Source organism: Marinomonas sp. SBI8L (assembly GCF_001624705.1).
Lineage (GTDB): Bacteria > Pseudomonadota > Gammaproteobacteria > Pseudomonadales > Marinomonadaceae > Marinomonas.
The window spans coordinates 361883-380183 of the sequence record NZ_JSEO01000001.1 but is presented as its reverse complement, the minus strand read 5'-3'; the positions used below and the strand labels follow the sequence as shown (position 1 = coordinate 380183).

Genomic DNA, 18301 nt, shown 5'->3' with positions numbered 1-18301 from the left:
GGAAATGTTAGCATCAAACTTGTTTTGGCCAAGATTTGATAAAACTTGGCCGCTGAAACGGAGTCAAGAGCCCAGTAAGAAAATTGCTTTTGCGGCAACCAATTTTAGTCTTGAGCATTTTCATAAAGCTTATCAAGGCAAGGATACCTTTTCATACTTTGATTTTCCGCTAAATCACCTTTGGCAAAAAATGACACAAACTCGGCAAGCAGAATATCTCGCTGGTCGCTTATGTGCCCATCAATTGCTATTTGATTTTGCCGTGCATCATGAGTATTTAGAAAGTGATGACAAGAATATGCCAATCTGGCCGAAGGGTATCATAGGCAGTATTGCCCATTGTTATCCTTATGCATTGGTTATGATTGCAAAAAGCAAAGACTATCAATCTATCGGTGTCAGTATCGTTGCAAGGGCAGAATCAAGAGCTGAGTTTGCTCTCAGTTCTAATACAGCCTTTGGCGTCTTAACTCAGGCTGAGAGATTGAGATTTGCGACTCATTTGGATGAACTGACTCTTGCACTCATTTATTCAGTGAAAAAGAGCGTTATTAAAGCCTTATCACCTCTTATTTTAAGCTATTTATATTTTGATGATATGAGTGTCATCGCAATAGATTGGTTACAAGGAAGTGCTGAGCTGTCGCTTGAAAGAGATTTAGGTGGTCAGTGGGTAAGAGGGCAAAGCTTTTCTGTTCAGTTTGATTTTTATCACTCTAAAGTGATCTCTATGTTAGCGCTACCAAGGCAGTTGGGTTTTGAACTCATGTTTCCTTAAATTAAGTTTTTTTTAAGTGATTGAATCTGAAATAAATTTAAGCGACCATAAGTTGAGATTCTTCATTTTAGAGGTAAATATGGCAATTCACCCTCAAGCTGGACAACTTGCTCCCCTTGATCAACTCGTAAATATCCCCGCATTGATGACGGCATATTTCTGTAAAAAACCTGATATTGAATCAAATGCAGATCAAAAAGTCGTTTTTGGTACCTCAGGACATAGAGGAACCGCTCTAAACGCAAGTTTTAATGAAGACCATATTTTGGCGATTTGCCAAGCCATTGCTGAGCACAGACAAGAGCAGGGTATAGGCGGACCGCTTTATTTGGGTAAAGATACTCACGCTTTATCAGATGCGGCTTTTCAAACCGCATTAGAAGTACTTACTGCAAATGGAGTGAGAGTAAGAGTTCAATCAAATAGCTATACCCCAACACCCGTTATTTCCCATGCAATTCTTACACATAATCAAGCTCAGCAAGATGTTGCAGATGGCATTGTCATCACACCTTCTCATAACCCACCAGAAGATGGCGGTATTAAATATAATCCACCTAAAGGTGGCCCTGCTGATACGGATATTACAAATAAAATAGCGATACGTGCGAATGAGCTTTTAAGCCTTGGTTTAGAAGGGGTTAAACGTTTAAGAGGTAATGCTTTAAGTCAGTCTGATCTAGTCGAAGAGTTTGACTATATAGATCACTATGTTTCTGACCTTGATAAAGTAATTGATATGAAGGCGATTGCTAAAGCTGGCATTCGTATTGGTGTTGATCCTATGGGTGGTTCAGGGATTCAGTTCTGGCAGCCTATCGCAGATAAGTATGGATTAAATATCGAAATCGTAAATCCAAATCTAGATGCCTGCTTTGCTTTTATGCCTTTGGATAAAGATGGTCGTATTCGTATGGACTGTTCATCACCTTATGCCATGAATAATCTTCTCAAAATGAAAGATGATTTTGATATTGCTGTGGGGAACGACCCTGATTTCGATCGTCACGGTATTGTATGTGCATCATCTGGATTAATGAACCCGAACGCTTACCTAGCCGTCGCTATAGAATACCTAGCTAACAATAGACCGGAATGGCCAGCAGATACCTTGTTTGGTAAAACCTTAGTTTCAAGTGGCATGATTGATCGTGTTGTTGAAGGTTTAGGTCGTACATTATGTGAAGTGCCAGTTGGTTTTAAGTGGTACGTTGATGGACTTTATTCTGGTGCGATGGGTTTTGGTGGAGAAGAAAGTGCAGGTGCCTCTTTCTTACGTCATGATGGCAGTGTATGGACGACAGACAAAGATGGTTTCATTCTTGCGCTACTTGCCGCTGAAATTCTTGCTGTGACTGGTAAAGATCCTTACCAGCTAAGCCAAGAGCAAGTTGTGAAATATGGCACGCCTTTTTATAAGCGTATTGATGTGCCTTGCTCTGGTGAAGCAAAAGCTATCTTGGCTAACTTAAGTGCTGAGTCTGTAAAAGGGGATACCTTAGCGGGAGATAATATCAGTCGTGTATTGACTAAAGCGCCAGGGAATCAAGCGGCAATTGGAGGGCTCAAAGTTGAAACGGCCAATGGTTGGTTTGCAGCAAGGCCATCAGGCACAGAGAATATTTATAAAATTTACCTAGAAAGTTTTGTTTCTGAAGCTCATTTAAGTGAGCTTGAAGAAGGCGCAAAAAATTTGGTTGGTGAGGCCTTGGCCTAGAATTAAAAAGGGAGCGAATAGCTCCCTTTTTTAGTGCTAAATAGATTTAGCGTTTAAACCAACCTGATAAATCATTGAAGTCATCCACCACATGCATAATCTGGTTACTTGCCTGAGTAGCTTGTGTGACCTGTTCTGCATTGTCGGTAATTTTATGGTTTATCTCACCTATTAGTTGTTCAACTTGTTGTGAAGAGGTCTGTTGAGTTTCCATTGCAGATTTAACCAAATTATTTAATTGGTTAATTTCAGCAATTGAGTCAACGGCAATAGTAAGTTTTTCACTGGCTTTATTGACCGTCTCTTGAATGTGGTTACTTTGATCTTTACCACCTTGGATTGCTTTTACGGCTTCATTTGTTCCGGTAGTAACATTTAACAATACTTTCTGGATCTCTTCTGTGGAGACATGGGTTTTCTGTGCTAAGTTTCGTACTTCGTCTGCTACAACAGCAAAACCTCGGCCTTGTTCTCCCGCTCGTGCTGCTTCTATTGCTGCGTTCAAAGCAAGAAGGTTGGTTTGTTCTGCAATACCTTGAATGACCTCTAATACAGAATTTACTTGTTCAGTTTGGCTAGCAAGCGATTCTATTGCAGAGGAAGCTGAGTCAATATCTCCTACAAGCTTATCAATGCCGTTAAGTGTTAAATGCATTGCATCTTTACTTTCAATCGCAATCTTTTGGCTATGATCACTGGCTTGAGCTGTTTGTTCAACCTGTCTGACAGAGTCATCTGCTTGTGTGTTCATGTCAGAAATAGCTGTCTGAGCTTCATGGCTTTGTTGGGTTTGAGTGTCAGAATTCACTGTCAGGTTTTCAGCAACATTATGCAAGTTCTGAGAGCTGTTAGTTAGAGAGATAGTTGAAGACTGTAGCTTGTCTGAAAGAGTTGATAAGAAGCTTTTTAAATTTTGAGTAGCCTTACTTAAATCGCCTAATTCATCATTTCTCTCAAGGTTTAAATCTGCAATTATCTTACCCTGTGCTAACTCTGATACATTATTGATAAGTGATAATAGTGGGTTAATAATCAACCTATTGATTAAGCTTGATGCCGACAAGGTAATCACGATTAAGATGATGATTAATGTAGCGATTGACCAAATGATGTTATTTGTTACATCAGTTGAAACAGAATCACGCTTAGATTTACTAATTTCAGCTAACGTATCAGAAAGAGACTCAACTTGCGCAGAGGGTTTTCTGTCTATGCCTGAAACCGCTTTATCACCCGTTTTGATGTCAAAATTTGCGGCGACAAAGGCGTTATAGCCTTGTTGATACTTTTCACCCATTTGTAGGTGATTACTTTTAAACTCTTTGGCTACCGTCAGTTGTTCAGGGTAGTTATCAAGATAGGCAATTAGCTGAGTTGAAATATCTTGTACTTTCTTTTCTTGGTTTTTGAACTTACCCCAATATTTCTTTAACTGCTTAGGGTCTTTACCTCGAATTAAAACGTTCTTCCATTCTTGGACTTGTCGTTTGAATTCAATATTTAGGGTGAGAGCAGTTCTTTCAGCACTTAGTTCTGTGGTGAATATTTGATCGTAACTCTCAAAGCCACGATTGATATTGGCAATGGCAACAAGGGCAACTATTAATGCTGCTGCAATAGCAATCGAAATGATACTAAGAAGCTTTTTTGATAATGACATGTGAGTTTCTCATAAGGATAAAAAGATATGTAACTAAGTCTGAGATAGTCCATGGTGATATATCCTTATTTTTCACAATATAAAATCTTACTTAATGCTACTTTACATGATATAAGTCTATGGAAAATTCGTGTAAAAACAGTTAAGCAGATGTAATGATATGTAGCTTGGTGTAACTGTTTTACTTGTAATGAGAAGAAAGTATGAAGGCCTTATCCTCAGAATGAGAATAAGGCCATGGTGATTAAAGGTTAAGGGCAAAAATTAGCCTTTAAACTTCCGCTAATCGGTTTAACCATTTGCCTAATTGAAAGTCCAGGTCAGAAGATAGCTTTTGTGCATCTTGCTTAAGGGCTTTGGCTGTTTGATAGTTTATCCGTTTACCTGCCAAGATAACCCAATTACCACTACTGGTATTAATGCTTCTAATATCAATAAAATAATTACGTAATACTTCGATTAAGTTGGTGTAATTGTGATCTTCTTCCCAGCAATTTATAATTAACCAACCTTCATTCTTTAAGTGTTTGTCACAATCCTCGATAAAGTTCTCAGCTAATACTGCCTTATCCATACCCTCCTCTAGGTAGAGGTCGGTAAAGAGTAGATCCACTTTCTTGTCTGGCTTTTGAGTAATATAGGTTTTAGCGTCTTGTTCGAGTATTTGTAGCCTTTTTGAGCGAGGGAGATGAAAGTACTTTTCGGCGATTCTAATGACCTCTGGACGAAGCTCGACAGCCGTTAACTTGATACCAGGTACTGTATCTAAGAGCGCTCTTATAAGGCAGCCTCCGCCTAAACCAAGTACGGTGGCGCGTTTAGGCTTGCAGAATAATAAACTTAGCATCATGGCTTGAGTATATTCATGCTGTAAAACATTAGGTTTAGAAAGGCTTATACGGCTTTGTTCATCGCCTTTTGCAAAAGACAGCAAACGATATTGGCCATCTTCATGGACTGTAATTTGACCAAACTCATCTTGAGACTGATATATAACGTGAGAATTATGCATGGGAATTTGCTTCTTAAAACAAACACCCGCAGATAGGCGGGTGTTTGATGTATGAGTTAAAAATTAAACGTTAAACCTGAGCAGCTTCTTTTAAATGTTTAAGTAGGGCTTGTAATGGATGAAGTACCTCTTTTTGATCAAAACGCTTCACCTGGCTACGACAAGAGTAACCTGTTGCGACAATGCGATCTTGCAAGGTTTCATCATTTATCTTGTCTTTCCAAGACAGCTCATAAATATCTTTTGAGGTTTGAAGGTTCGCTGTTTCATGGCCATAGGTTCCTGCCATGCCACAACAACCTACATTTTCAACTTTTAAGCTAAGGCCTACCAAAGAGAAGACTTTAACCCAGTCTTGGATAGACGCTGCGGCATTGGTCTTTTCCGTACAGTGAGCCAATAAATGATAAACTTCATCTTCTAAGGCAAAAGGTTGGGTTGATAGGTGATCTTTTTTACCTACTAACCATTCTTGTAGCAAGTTCACGGTTGGAATCTCGCGTTTATCGCCAATGACTTTTGGATATTCTGAGCGGAAGCTTAACGTCATAGAAGGGTCAACACCCACAAATGGAATCTTATAAGCCGCTAGCTCTTCTAACATGTCTAGATTTTTATTCGCCGCTTTTTCAAACGCCTTGAAGAAACCGTGTACATGAAGAGGCTTACCGTTAGGTTTATAAGGTGCTAAGAATGCTTGGAAGCCTAAACGTGTCAGTAGTTCCATGGTGTCTAATACCAATTGGGTCTCAAAATAACTGGTAAAAGCATCTTGCACTATGATGACGGCTTTATGCCTTTCATATGGGTTAATAGAATCAAGAGCCATAGGTGTCGCAAAGCGAATGCCACGCTTATTCATTTCTTTCTTGATGTTAAGTTTAGAAAGCGTAGGACTATCTGTAATGCCTAAATAGTTAGCGCTCAAGCGGTTGATCCAAGCTTGCTCCATCATCCAATTATAAGGATTAGGGTATTTGGCTAAGGTCGGCATGATGTATTCCATCGAACCCACCACATAGTCTTTTACAGGACGTAGATAGCGAGAGTAATAGATCTCTAGGAACTTGGCTCTAAACTCAGGCACGTCAACTTTAATTGGGCATTGGCCTACGCAAGATTTACAGGCAAGACAACCCATCATGGACTCATGCACTTCGTTGGAGAAGTCATAGTCACCGCGACGCTTTTTCAAAGTGTTGTTCAGGCGTGGGAAGAAACTAGATATAAAATTAGTTTCTTTTATCTTGTCACTGACAGCTTGAGTGTCGACTCCTTGTTCACTCATGCCCCTTAGCCATTCACGCATTAAAGACGCACGGCCTTTTGGCGAATGAATACGTTCACGGGTGCCTTTGTAAGAAGGGCACATGGCATCGTTAGGGTCAAAATTATAACAAGCGCCATTACCATTACAGTACATGCCGGCTTGAAATTGATCACGGTTTACCAGTGGGATCTGACGATCAAACTGGCCCCTCATCGGCACTTCATCAATTTTAAGAAGTTCGACACCCAGTTCAAATGGGGTGGCGATTTTGCCTGGGTTTAACTGATTATGTGGATCAAACGCGCCTTTTACTTGCTGAATCACAGGGTAAAGCTCACCAAAGAATTCGGTCGCGTATTCAGAGCGCACCCCTTTACCGTGTTCACCCCATAAAAGGCCGTCATATTTTTGGGTGAGGGCAACCACTTTATCTGTGATGTCACGAATCAGGCCTTCGTTCTTTTCATCCTTCATATCGATAGCAGGACGTACATGTAAAACCCCGGCATCCACATGGCCAAACATGCCATAGCTTAAATCATGGGCGTCGAGTACGGCACGAAACTCCATAATGAAGTCAGCTAAGTTTTCGGGCGGTACTGCCGTATCTTCAACAAAGGGAATCGGGCGACCTTCGCCTTTGGCATTACCTAAAAGGCCAACTGACTTTTTGCGCATGGCCCAGATCTTTTTCACATTCTCATGGCCTTGGGCCAAGGTGTAACCCAGTATCTTGCTATTCGGCTCACCGAGCGCGGTATCTAATAGATCCGTCAGGACTTTAATTCGATTGTCTACTTCAGTTTGGTCGTTACCTGTGTACTCAACTAAGTTCACACCCTGAATGTCTTCTCCTTCATTTTCTGGGAAGAAATCAGCGACTGAGTGCCAAATGATGTCGTCTTTGGCAAGGCCAAGTACGCGAGAGTCCACGGTTTCAATTGAAGTGGGCGCTGCATTTAATAGCTCTTTGGCGTGGCGTAACGAACCCTCAAAACTGTCATAACGAATGTTGACTAAGGTGGCGAAGGTTGGGATTTTAAGTAGGTTAACTTTGGCTTCTACAATAAAACCTAAGGTGCCTTCAGAACCACAAAGTACCGAGTTTAGGTTGAAGGCTTTATTTTCATCACGTATGTGGGCTAAATCATAACCTGTAAGGCAACGGTTTAATTCAGGGAAAATCTCATCGATTTTAGCTTGGTTGTGGTTAAAGGCATCATCAACCACTCGATGTATATGGCCCGCGTAATCTTCACGCTGTTTCTCTTTAGCCAGCTTTTCATCAGAAATAGGACCAGAGCTGATTAGCGTACCATCAAGTAATACGGTATCAAGAGAAAGTACGTGATCACGGGTTTTACCGTACATGACAGAGCCTTGACCACTGGCATCGGTATTTATCATACCGCCCACTGTGGCACGGTTACTGGTGGAGAGTTCTGGTGCAAAGAAAAGCCCGTGTTCTTTTACCGCCGCATTTAACTGATCTTTTACGACACCGGTTTGGACTCTGGCCCAGCCTTCTTCGGCGTTAATTTCAAGCACCTGATTCATGTGCTTAGATAAATCCACAATCAAACCATCGGTTAATGACTGACCATTAGTGCCCGTACCACCGCCTCTCGGGCTCAGTACAATGGATTGAAATTCTTCAAGGTGGGCAAGGCGAGTCAATAATTGAATATCAGCCACAGACTTGGGATAAATAACCCCTTGTGGCAGGACTTGATAAATAGAGTTGTCCGTGGCGAGTACAACTCGGTTGGCATAGTCAGGGTTAGTATCACCACTAAAGCCATCGGCTTTTAAACGCTCGATAAAGCTTAAATAGAGGGATTGAGTTGGGGTGATATCTGACAGCTTAGGGATCATGTTTTTTGTCTCTAATGGAATGGCGAGGAGATTTTAACAAATAAAGGGTCGTTTTGGGGAATATCTAAAATGAAAAAAAATATTGAACTTATCATTTTTATGCATGTCAGATATTTTAATGTTTGAGCTTGCTCAGATTTATAGATTCCTTAGTATGTTAGTATTCGCCTCGTTTGAAACGGGGCTTTTTTTTGCCTCAAATTTTTCCAATGATAAGTAACATGGAACATGCATGATACATCCCTTAACTCTTACCCTAGATAACCCGCTTTTAAAATCGAAAAATATTCGTATTGCTATCTATCGTGGTGATCTAGAGCACAAGCAAGCCCCAGGAAATAAGTGGCATAAGTTAAAGTTTAATCTAGAAGCGGCAAAAGCGCAGGGAGCGAAACAACTCATTAGCTTTGGCGGGCCTTACTCGAACCATCTGCATGCCTTGGGTAATATTGCGTTATCCTACGCGATTACGCCCATTGCGATTGTGAGGGGGGAGTTACACCCTCAGCTGACACCAACATTGAGAGACTTTGTGAAGGCTGGCGGTATTTTATGGCCGAGTAAGCGCATTGATTATCGTGCCGGAATGGAGTCTGAGTTAGTCGCAGATCTTAAAGCATACTATCCAGAAGCGTATTGGGTGCCAGAAGGTGGTTCTAATTCCCTAGGTGTGAAAGGGTGCTGTGACTGGGCTCAGGAAATCCATGCTCAAGCTCAAGCATTAGGAGAGTTTGATACTTGGGTTGTCAGTGCTGGCACGGGAGCAACAAGTGCAGGTTTTTTAGCCTACGAAACAAAAAACGAAAACAATTCGCCTGACGTATTGGTGTTTCCTGCTCTTAAGGGTGGAGAAGGTCTATTGGATGATATTCAGCGCTTTGCTTTAACCCAAAATCCTCAGACAGATATTGAACGATTAAAAATCATAGGTGATTATCATCATGGTGGTTACGCTAAACTGCCTCAAGAGTTAAAAGACTACATTGAGAAGCTACATTTACTCAATCCAGAGTTAAAGTTGGATCCGGTTTATACGGCAAAAGTTGTGTATGGTCTTGAACAAGAAATAATCAAAGGGCATCTAGATAATAGAAACTTGCTGCTTATTCATACAGGTGGCTTGCAAGGATGGAGTGGATATCAATAATATCTGACAAAAATAGCTAAGCTTTTAGTGTTCTTTTCTATGACGTGGTAAAGTTCGCAGCAAATTCATTGTCATCTGTTGAAAAACAGCAATGATTTTATCCTTTTGTTTTTAGTATTGATTATCAAAGAGTGACGTACATGAGTCAGTTTGCAAGGGTAGGCATTATTGCCAGACTGGATAACCCCAAAGTATTAGAAACGGTAAAAAAACTACTGGATTACTTAATCAAGAAAGGCATACAGCCAGTTCTTGAAGAAAATTTAAGTGCAATGCTACCGGGTGTGAAGGTAGATATTGCGCCAATTAAAGAGTTAGGTGATAACTGTGACCTGGCGATGGTAGTCGGTGGCGATGGTAGTTTTTTAGGTGCTGCCCGCGCTATTTGTAATTATGACATTCCTGTACTGGGTATTAACCGAGGTACTTTAGGCTTTTTAACAGATATTTCTCCAACGGCTTTAAAAGAAGAGCTCGATCCTATTTTTGCAGGCGAGTACTTTGAAGAAAGACGCTTCATGATTGATGCTAAAATTACCCGCAACAATAAGCCTAGCGGTGAAGGTAATGCTCTGAACGATATTGTTCTGCACCCGGGTAAGTCGGCGCGAATGATTCGTTTTGATATGTTCATTGACGATCAATTTGTCATGAACCAAAAGTCTGATGGTCTTATTGTAGCGACACCAACTGGCTCAACGGCTTATGCTTTATCGGCAGGTGGTCCTATCATGCTGCCAAAATTGGATGCGATTGTATTAGTGCCTATGCACCCACATACATTAAGTAATCGACCAATTGTGATAGATGCCAATGCTAAGATCAGAATTGTTGTATGTGATTCTAACTTAACTTATCCAAGTGTGAGCTGTGATGGTCAATTGCATATAACTGCCGCACCAGGTGATGAGATTCACATAGCTCGTAAAGAAGGTGGTATTAGGCTGATACACCCTAAAAACCACGACTTCTATGATGTTTGCCGAAGTAAGTTAGGCTGGCAAACGGGATATACTTCTTAATTAAGCATGGATTAAGCGTTTATATATTAGGTACGCAACCTTTTCTAACATGATTTTTGTTTATCAGTTTACTTTAGATCAAGATCCTGCTGCTTTGAGCAAAACCTTATGGCAGCAGAGTATTCCTCATAGGATAATACATAAAGACGGGGTCAATCAGCTCTGGCTACTTGATGAACGTCATGTGCTTATGGTGCAGCAAATTCTTAATATGTACCTAGGCGAGCCCGATAAACTCGCGCAAATTCCACCTGCATCTAAAAAAACCTCTGGTTTCAATCAGGCTCAAGCAATTAAGCTAATTAGTCTTTACCCAGTGAATGTAGGGCTGGTTTTAATCAGTGTTTTAGTCGCATTTTTAACAGGGTTAGGCAGTCAATACTCATCACTGTCTTGGTTTAGTTTTTTACCTATTCAGGTTAGTGGTAACTATTTAACGACGACACATCTTTCCTATTTGTTTGAAAACCATCAATACTGGCGACTTATTACTCCCATCTTTATCCATTTCTCCATGATACACATAGCTTTTAACTTGCTGTGGGTATGGGATATTGGCCGAAAGATTGAAAAGGTAATTGGCTCGGTTTTTTACCTGTTATTGGTTTTGATTACGGCATTGGCGAGTAACTATTTGCAATACCTAGCGTCGGAGTCTCCTTTATTCGGGGGGATGTCTGGTGTGGTGTATGCCATTATTGGTTTTGCTTGGTTAGCGCCAAAACTGATTCCCAATTGCCCTGATTTGATATCTAAGCCTATTATGGTCTTTTTATTGCTTTGGTTGGCATTGGGCTATACCAACTTTTTTGAGCAGATAGGTGTTGGCAAAATAGCAAATACAGCCCATTTAAGCGGCTTAGTTTGCGGCCTTGTTTGTGCTTATTTATATCACCTTTATGCGAGTCGTCAGAAGAGACGCTAATTCGCTGAGTTGTAACAAAGAGAAAATTATGAATTTTAAAGAAATGATCGACAATATGTCGCCAGAAGTTTACGAAAGCATCAAGCTTGCGGTGGAACTGGGCAAGTGGCCTAATGGTGTGCGTTTAACCGATGAACAGAAAGAACTTTGTTTACAAGCTGTCATTACCTATGACTACACTAATAAAGGTGAAGATGAGCGCGTTGGTTTTATTGATCGTAATGCGCACCTAGGGTGTTCTTCAAAAACGGATACCTTAGAGCATGAAACAGTGAAATGGGTCGATCAGCCATTTGCAGACAAAGAGTCTAAGAAGTCATGATTTCAGGCAGTATTAGAAAAATGACGAGTCAGGTTTCAAACGATGGTAAAGTCAGCTATCAGTTGAACCTAGCTGATACCAGCATCAATATGAATGATTTGCTGGGACAAAAAGTTAGCTTGAATTTTGATGGCAGTATTGCCTGTATTAATTGCTCAAGGCCGACTAAAAAGTCATTTAGTCAGGGCTTTTGTTACCCATGTTTTAAAAAATTAGCGGCTTGTGATACCTGTATTATGAGTCCAGAAAAATGTCACCATCATCTTGGTACTTGCCGTGAACCCGAATGGGCGGAAAAGTACTGTATGCAGAGCCATTATGTTTATTTGGCTAACTCCTCTGGCTTAAAAGTCGGTATTACCCGTGGCGATCAATTGCCAACCCGTTGGATTGATCAAGGTGCGACCCAAGGGCGCGCCATTTTTAGTGTGCAAAACCGCCGTTTGTCAGGACTCGTTGAAACGCTTTTTAAGCAAGAAGTCGCTGATAAAACTAATTGGCGTAACATGCTTAAAGGAAATGCCGACGACCTTGATTTAGAGTTTGAGCAAGAGAGATTAATTTCCTTGCTAGGTGAGGGTTTAGATAGCCTACAGTATGAATTTGGCATACAGTCAATTACTGACTTATCAGAAGAAAATTTTACCCATAAATTTGAATACCCAGTTTTGAGCTTTCCAACAAAAGTGGTGAGCATTAATGCTGAGAAAACCCCTTTGGTAGAAGGCACATTGTTAGGCATAAAAGGTCAATATTGGTTACTGGATACAGGGGTAATTAATATACGTAAATATACTGGCTATCAGGTTACGTTTAGCCATTAGCATCAGCGCATAGGAAATAATAATTATGAAAGAAGCTCAGCCTGCGGCGATTCACTTAAAAGACTATAAAGTTCCCCCGTTTTTAATTGATAAAACAGAGCTTATCTTTGACCTTGATGATTCTGTCACCATAGTAACGTCTCATTTACACATGCGTCGTAATCCTGCCTCTAAAGAAGGCAATGCGCCTTTGGTTTTAGATGGTGGTGAAGATGTGAAGTTGGTTGCTATTGCAATTGACGATTATCAGTTACCAGAAGCTGAATATCGTTTGCATAACAAACAGCTAATTATTACGGCGACACCGGATAAATTTGTTTTAACTTGTGAAACCTTAATTGAGCCGCAAAACAATACTCGCCTTGAGGGCTTGTATCGTTCTTCTTCTATGTTTTGTACCCAGTGTGAAGCGGAAGGTTTTAGGCATATTACCTATTACCTAGATCGTCCAGATGTGATGTCTGTGTTTACGACTCGAATTGAAGCTGATGCGGAAAAATATCCAACCATGCTTGCTAATGGTAATCAGATTGAAGAGGGCGAGACAGAAGAAGGTAAACGCTTCGTTGTTTGGCATGACCCTTTCCCAAAACCTGCTTATTTGTTTGCACTTGTTGCTGGTAATCTAGAAAAAATCCAAGACACTTTTACCACTATGTCAGGTAAAGAGGTTGCGTTAGAGATTTTCACAGAAAGCCATAATATCGATAAAGTCGATTATGCGATGGACTCGCTAAAACGTTCTATGAAGTGGGACGAAGAGGTTTATGGCCGTGAATATGACCTTGATATCTTTATGGTTGTCGCCGTTGATGACTTCAATATGGGAGCAATGGAAAACAAAGGGTTAAACATATTTAACTCATCTTGTTTATTAGCTACCCCTGAAACGACGACAGATGATGGCTTTTTACGTGTAGAAGCTGTTGTTGCTCATGAGTACTTCCACAACTGGTCTGGTAACCGCGTCACTTGTCGTGATTGGTTCCAGTTAAGTCTGAAAGAAGGCTTTACTGTATTCCGCGATCAAATGTTCTCAGCTGACATGAACTCTCCGACGGTAAAACGTGTTGAAGACGTTTCTTTTTTACGTACTGCTCAGTTTGCTGAAGATGCTGGGCCTATGGCGCACCCAGTGCGTCCAGCGTCATTTATCGAGATATCAAACTTTTATACTCTGACAATTTATGAGAAAGGCGCTGAAATAGTTCGCATGATCCATACCTTGTTAGGTGAAGAATCATTCCGTAAGGGTTCAGATCTCTATTTTGAACGTCATGATGGCCAAGCGGTTACCTGTGATGACTTTGTTAAAGCGATGGAAGATGCTAGTGGTGTAGACCTTAAACAGTTTAGCCGTTGGTACTCTCAAGCAGGCACACCTGTGTTGACTGTCACTTCAGAGTATAACCAAGCTGAATCAAGCCTGGCTCTGAATGTTGAGCAAATGACACCAGCTACACCTAGTCAACCGACCAAACTACCATTGCACATGCCAATCAGAATGGGCCTTGTCGGTAAGGATGGACAAGAGTTAACGACTCAGTATCAAGGTGTGGCGGCGAAAGAGCACGTTCTGCATCTAAACCAATTGAAACAGAGCTTTGAGTTTAAGGGTGTTTCTCAAGCTGCGGTTCCTTCATTGTTAAGAGGGTTCTCAGCGCCGGTTAAGTTGAAGCAAGATTTAGATGCGCAAGACTTATTGTTGCTGTTGTCTAGCGATACTGATGGGTTTAATCGTTGGAGTGCAGCTCAGCAACTGGCGGTAAATGAGCTATCTACTTTGATTGAGCAGGCAAAGGCCGGTGAAGAACTGGCGATTGAATCAAACTTGATTGAAGGATTTGCTAGCATTTTAAAAGATGAAAGCTTAGATCCTGCTATGGTTGCTTTGATTTTGACACTGCCAAGTGCCTCTTATTTAGCCGAGCTTGCCGAGAGCATTGACCCGAAAGCTATTGCTAAAGCGCGTAAGTTCTTGAAGCAAATGATAGCAACCGAATTAACTGCTGAACTGATGGCTTGTTATGAGCGTAATAAAATTGCTGAAGCATATTTGCCTAATTCAGAGCAAATGGCGAAGCGACAGCTTAAGAATGTAGTCTTGAGTTATTGGGCTGATAGTCAGGATGCTAAGGTTGTGCCTGTTATTGCTGAACAATGCTTAACCTCAGACAATATGACAGATGAGTTCTCAGCACTTTCTATCTCTGTGAATAGTGAGCATCCAGATGCTCAAAGTTTATTGGCAGGATTCTATGACAAGTGGTCAAATGAGTCATTAGTCGTAAATAAATGGCTTATGTTGAGCGCCTCTCAAGAAGGTGAAGATAGTCTAGATCGAATTAAAGTATTAATGGAACATGATGCATTTGACCTTAAAAACCCAAATAAGGTGAGAGCTTTATTAGGTGGTTTAACGCAAAATGTGCCTTGTTTCCATAATGAAGATGGTAGCGGTTATGCCTTTTTGGCAAATTTAATCATTGAACTTGATAAGCGTAATCCGCAGCTTGCTTCACGACTTTGCACGCCGCTTACTCGCTGGCGTAAAATGGAAGAAGGTTTATCAAGCCTAATGAAAACAGAATTAGAAAGGGTGCAAGCACAAAAACTTTCTAAAGATGTTTATGAAGTTATTTCTAAATCATTAGCCTGAACTAATTGTTTTGCTTAGGTTATTAAATAGCTTTAACGAAGTGACATTTTAGATTACTGTAAAAACCTAAGAGTTAACGCTCTTAGGTTTTTTGCTTTTTATAGAGATGACTTCATATTTTTGCAATATGATGCTTTTACCCTTGATTTAAATTCCGAGTCTGACATGCTGAAAGTTGAACTGAATGGGTTTATAAGGAAACTGCGAATAAGTCTTCCCGCCTCAGCGAGAGGATAAAGGCATTTAGGTTTATGGCGAAGTGCACAACTTAATCGTTATCAAATTGATAAGAGCTTCAACATAAAGGTAGGGCTTTTAGGTCACACCCTAAGGGTCTTACAGAAAAAATGTTAATCTGCGTTGTCCCTTCTAGAAAGGTACCTGAATTACTTTAAAGTAACGCCTTGATTGACTTTTTTCTGATAAGACTAAGAACAAGTGACTCGTTTGCAGCTTCCTAAGTCATTTGCTGTTTTTTGTTTAGCTGGAGGTAATTAAACAAGTAACTATAATCTTATCTAAATAGTTGCAACATATTCTCATGATAAGTGCTTGTTTTTTATTTTATGAATAATAAATTTTTAACTGGTTTATCCTTTAAGTTGACTCGGTCAACGGTATCCATTGCCTTTATTCTTGGCTTATTAGTTAGCTTGCTTCAGCTTTATAGTGATTTTGATAATCAAGCTAAGTTGATAGATGACAAGGTAGAAGAGATCTTCTCAATTACAGCGCCTGCTGCTCAGCGTGCTGTGCATCAGCTTGATCCTGGTCTTGCTTCAGAATTGGTAAATGGCTTGTCTCACTTCGACTTTTTAAATCAGGTTAAATTAGTCGACGATCGTAAAAATATTTTGGCCTCTTTTGTCCGCCAACCTGTGCAGTCTAATACTTATTGGCTATCAAACTTATTTGGTTACTCCACGGAAACACACCTTTTCGATTTGATTAATGACTCGCAAGTGAGTGAAGGGGAGTTGATTCTTGAGGTTAATGGCGATGCTGCTATGGCACCGTTTTTTCAGCGTGCTTGGTATGTGCTTGTATCAGGTGTATTAAGAAACTTATTGCTTGGCCTCCTGTTGGCCGTTGTTTTCCAAAATATCTTAGCAATTCCTCTTATGAAGCTAAGGGATCAATTAATGAAAATAGATCCCAAACAGCCAGCGGGATATCGACTTGAGCATATGCGCCATCACGATAGTGGTGAAATATCCGACATTGTTGATACAACCAACTCCTTATTGAATCAATTAGAAATAAACCAAAGCGCATTAAGGGAAAACCGCGACCAATTAAAAGCCTTAATCGATGTTAACCCTAATATGGTAATGGCGTTAGATCGTGATTTAACCGTGTTGTTTGCGAACAATTCTGCAAACTTATTTTATGGTGTTAAAACAGAGCAAATATTAGGGGCTAACTTTTTAGATTTGCATCGCGGCGTAAACTCTCAAGAAGCAGACAGATTTGCTCACGAACTCATTCAAGTTATTCATAATCTTGAAGAGTCCTATGAGGTTGAACGTGAGCTTACAGATGGCATGGCTCGTAAGCGTGTTTTGCAAATTAGTTATACCGCCATAGTGTATGAAGGCCATGCTAGTCTCTTGTTAGTCGCAAGTGACATGACGGAAAAAATTACCCGTGAGAAACAGCTGATACAAGTTGCTTATCAGGATCAACTCACAGGATTACCTAACCGTGAACTCTTCTTAGACCGTTTAGGTATGGCCATCACCTATACAGCCAGTCATAAACAGTTTGGTGCGCTTTTATATATAGATTTAGACGAATTCAGACTGATAAACGATTCCAAAGGTCACTCAGTTGGCGACTCAATTATATTGGCTTTATCCGATAGGCTGGCTTCAAAGATAAATAGCAGCAACACTTTGGCGCGTATTGGTGGTGATGAGTTCTGTATTATTTTAAGTGGTGTTGATGAAGATAAAGAAACGGCGATTAACAAGATAGTCAGCACAGCCGAGCTTATTTTATGTGATATTAGGCAGCCTTTGCATATTAAGGGAAATGAGTTCCGTATTACTGCCAGTATTGGTGTTGTTATTTTCTCTGAAGAAGATTCGGACGCCGAAGAGCTGTTTAAGTTTGGTGATACTGCAATGTATAACGCTAAATCAGCTGGTCGCAATCGTATATCCATGTTTAAGATGGAAATGACGCAAGAGGTTGCTAGTTATGTGCGCTTAGAAAATGACCTTAAGAGCGCCATTGAAAACAAAGAGTTTGAATTCTACTTACAACCCATTGTTTGTGTCGGATCTAACCAAGTGCTCGGTGCAGAAGCCTTGATTCGCTGGAATCATCCAGAGAAAGGCCTAATTGGTCCGAATGAGTTTATCGACTTCTTAGAGTCATCTGGGCTTATCTGTGACATAAGTGATGGCTTGTTGCGTGATTTATGCGCCTTTATTAACGAGAAGGACTTACTTTCAGTATTACCTGAGGGCTTTAGAATTTCCCTTAATGTTAGCGCGATCGAGCTCCACTCCAAAAACTTTATTGAAACCTTTAAAGCAACATTACGTGACTTCTCTATGCCGGCAGACTTGTTTGAATTAGAGATTACTGAATCTTCTGCGATTCAAGATATTGAAGAATCCGTTGCTAAAATGAAAAAACTGGCACTAATTGGTGTAAATTTCTCTCTTGATGATTTTGGTACAGGTTACAGTTCATTAAGCTATTTGAAACGCTTACCAGTGAATAAGATTAAGATAGATCGCAGTTTTATTCAGGATCTGATTATTGACCATAATGATCAGGCTCTAGTTACTGCCATTATCTCAATTGGCCAGCACTTAGAGTTGGATATCGTTGCCGAAGGGGTTGAGTGGCAAGCTCAACTTGATTGGTTGAAACAGCATAAGATGATGTACCAAGGTTACTTGTTCTCTAAACCAATTAAACAACAGGACTTTTACCAATTGTTAATGGGAAACCTTGCTGAAACATTGGATCACCCTAACGTGGTTTCATTGAGTACTAATCCCAAAAAAACGAATCCTAAGATACTTTGATTTGACGTATGGTTGACTAAACAGGCTTATTTTTGCATTTAAGTCT

12 protein-coding genes are annotated in these 18301 nt (G+C 40.4%); 9 read left to right on the top strand and 3 right to left on the bottom strand.

Translation table 11 applies throughout. The features are described 5' to 3' along the window. Nucleotides 1-4: 4 nt before the first annotated feature. Nucleotides 5-778: a 4'-phosphopantetheinyl transferase family protein gene (locus OA91_RS01585; protein ID WP_231870290.1), complete on the top strand. Its 774-nt coding sequence runs from the start codon at nt 5-7 to the stop codon at nt 776-778. Nucleotides 779-857: 79 nt separating this feature from the next. Next, entirely contained in the window at nt 858-2495 is a 1638-nt protein-coding gene (gene pgm / locus OA91_RS01580; protein WP_063337750.1) for a phosphoglucomutase (alpha-D-glucose-1,6-bisphosphate-dependent), read from the top strand. 46 nt (nt 2496-2541) lie between these two features. Here the strand turns inward: pgm and OA91_RS01575 are convergent, their stop codons facing one another. The 3 genes from OA91_RS01575 to ydiJ form a co-directional block, all read right to left on the bottom strand. After that, nucleotides 2542-4155 carry a methyl-accepting chemotaxis protein gene (locus tag OA91_RS01575; protein ID WP_063337749.1) on the bottom strand — a complete coding sequence of 538 codons (1614 nt, stop codon included), beginning with the start codon at nt 4153-4155 and terminating at the stop codon, nt 2542-2544. 271 nt (nt 4156-4426) lie between these two features. Next, a complete protein-coding gene (locus OA91_RS01570) occupies nt 4427-5167 on the bottom strand; it encodes a spermidine synthase (RefSeq protein ID WP_063337748.1) in 741 nt (246 codons plus the stop codon). A gap of 70 nt (nt 5168-5237) precedes the next feature. Continuing rightward, nucleotides 5238-8312, bottom strand: coding sequence for a D-2-hydroxyglutarate dehydrogenase YdiJ (gene ydiJ, locus OA91_RS01565; RefSeq protein WP_063337747.1), 3075 nt, complete (start codon nt 8310-8312; stop codon nt 5238-5240). Nucleotides 8313-8544: 232 nt separating this feature from the next. Here ydiJ and OA91_RS01560 point away from each other — a divergent pair, with 232 nt between their 5' ends. The 7 genes from OA91_RS01560 to OA91_RS01530 all read left to right on the top strand — a co-directional run bounded on the left by OA91_RS01560 (nt 8545) and on the right by OA91_RS01530 (nt 18255). Further along, nucleotides 8545-9459, top strand: coding sequence for a 1-aminocyclopropane-1-carboxylate deaminase/D-cysteine desulfhydrase (locus OA91_RS01560; RefSeq protein ID WP_063337746.1), 915 nt, complete (start codon nt 8545-8547; stop codon nt 9457-9459). Nucleotides 9460-9599: 140 nt separating this feature from the next. Beyond that, nucleotides 9600-10481, top strand: coding sequence for an NAD(+) kinase (locus tag OA91_RS01555; RefSeq protein WP_046019702.1), 882 nt, complete (start codon nt 9600-9602; stop codon nt 10479-10481). Between the two features lie 49 nt (nt 10482-10530). After that, a complete protein-coding gene (locus tag OA91_RS01550) occupies nt 10531-11406 on the top strand; it encodes a rhomboid family intramembrane serine protease (protein ID WP_063337745.1) in 876 nt (291 codons plus the stop codon). A 28-nt stretch (nt 11407-11434) separates the two neighbouring features. Continuing rightward, nucleotides 11435-11728 (top strand): YeaC family protein, encoded by a 294-nt coding sequence (locus OA91_RS01545; RefSeq protein WP_046019704.1) that lies wholly within the window; start codon nt 11435-11437, stop codon nt 11726-11728. After that, nucleotides 11725-12552 (top strand): DUF2797 domain-containing protein, encoded by an 828-nt coding sequence (locus tag OA91_RS01540; RefSeq protein ID WP_063337744.1) that lies wholly within the window; start codon nt 11725-11727, stop codon nt 12550-12552. Before OA91_RS01545 ends, OA91_RS01540 begins: the two co-directional genes overlap by 4 nt. Before the next feature lie 25 nt (nt 12553-12577). Next, nucleotides 12578-15211, top strand: a complete 2634-nt coding sequence (gene pepN / locus OA91_RS01535) for an aminopeptidase N (protein ID WP_063337743.1) — start codon at nt 12578-12580, stop codon at nt 15209-15211. A gap of 566 nt (nt 15212-15777) precedes the next feature. Next, nucleotides 15778-18255: a putative bifunctional diguanylate cyclase/phosphodiesterase gene (locus tag OA91_RS01530; protein ID WP_046019707.1), complete on the top strand. Its 2478-nt coding sequence runs from the start codon at nt 15778-15780 to the stop codon at nt 18253-18255. The last annotated feature ends 46 nt before the right edge of the window (nt 18256-18301 follow it).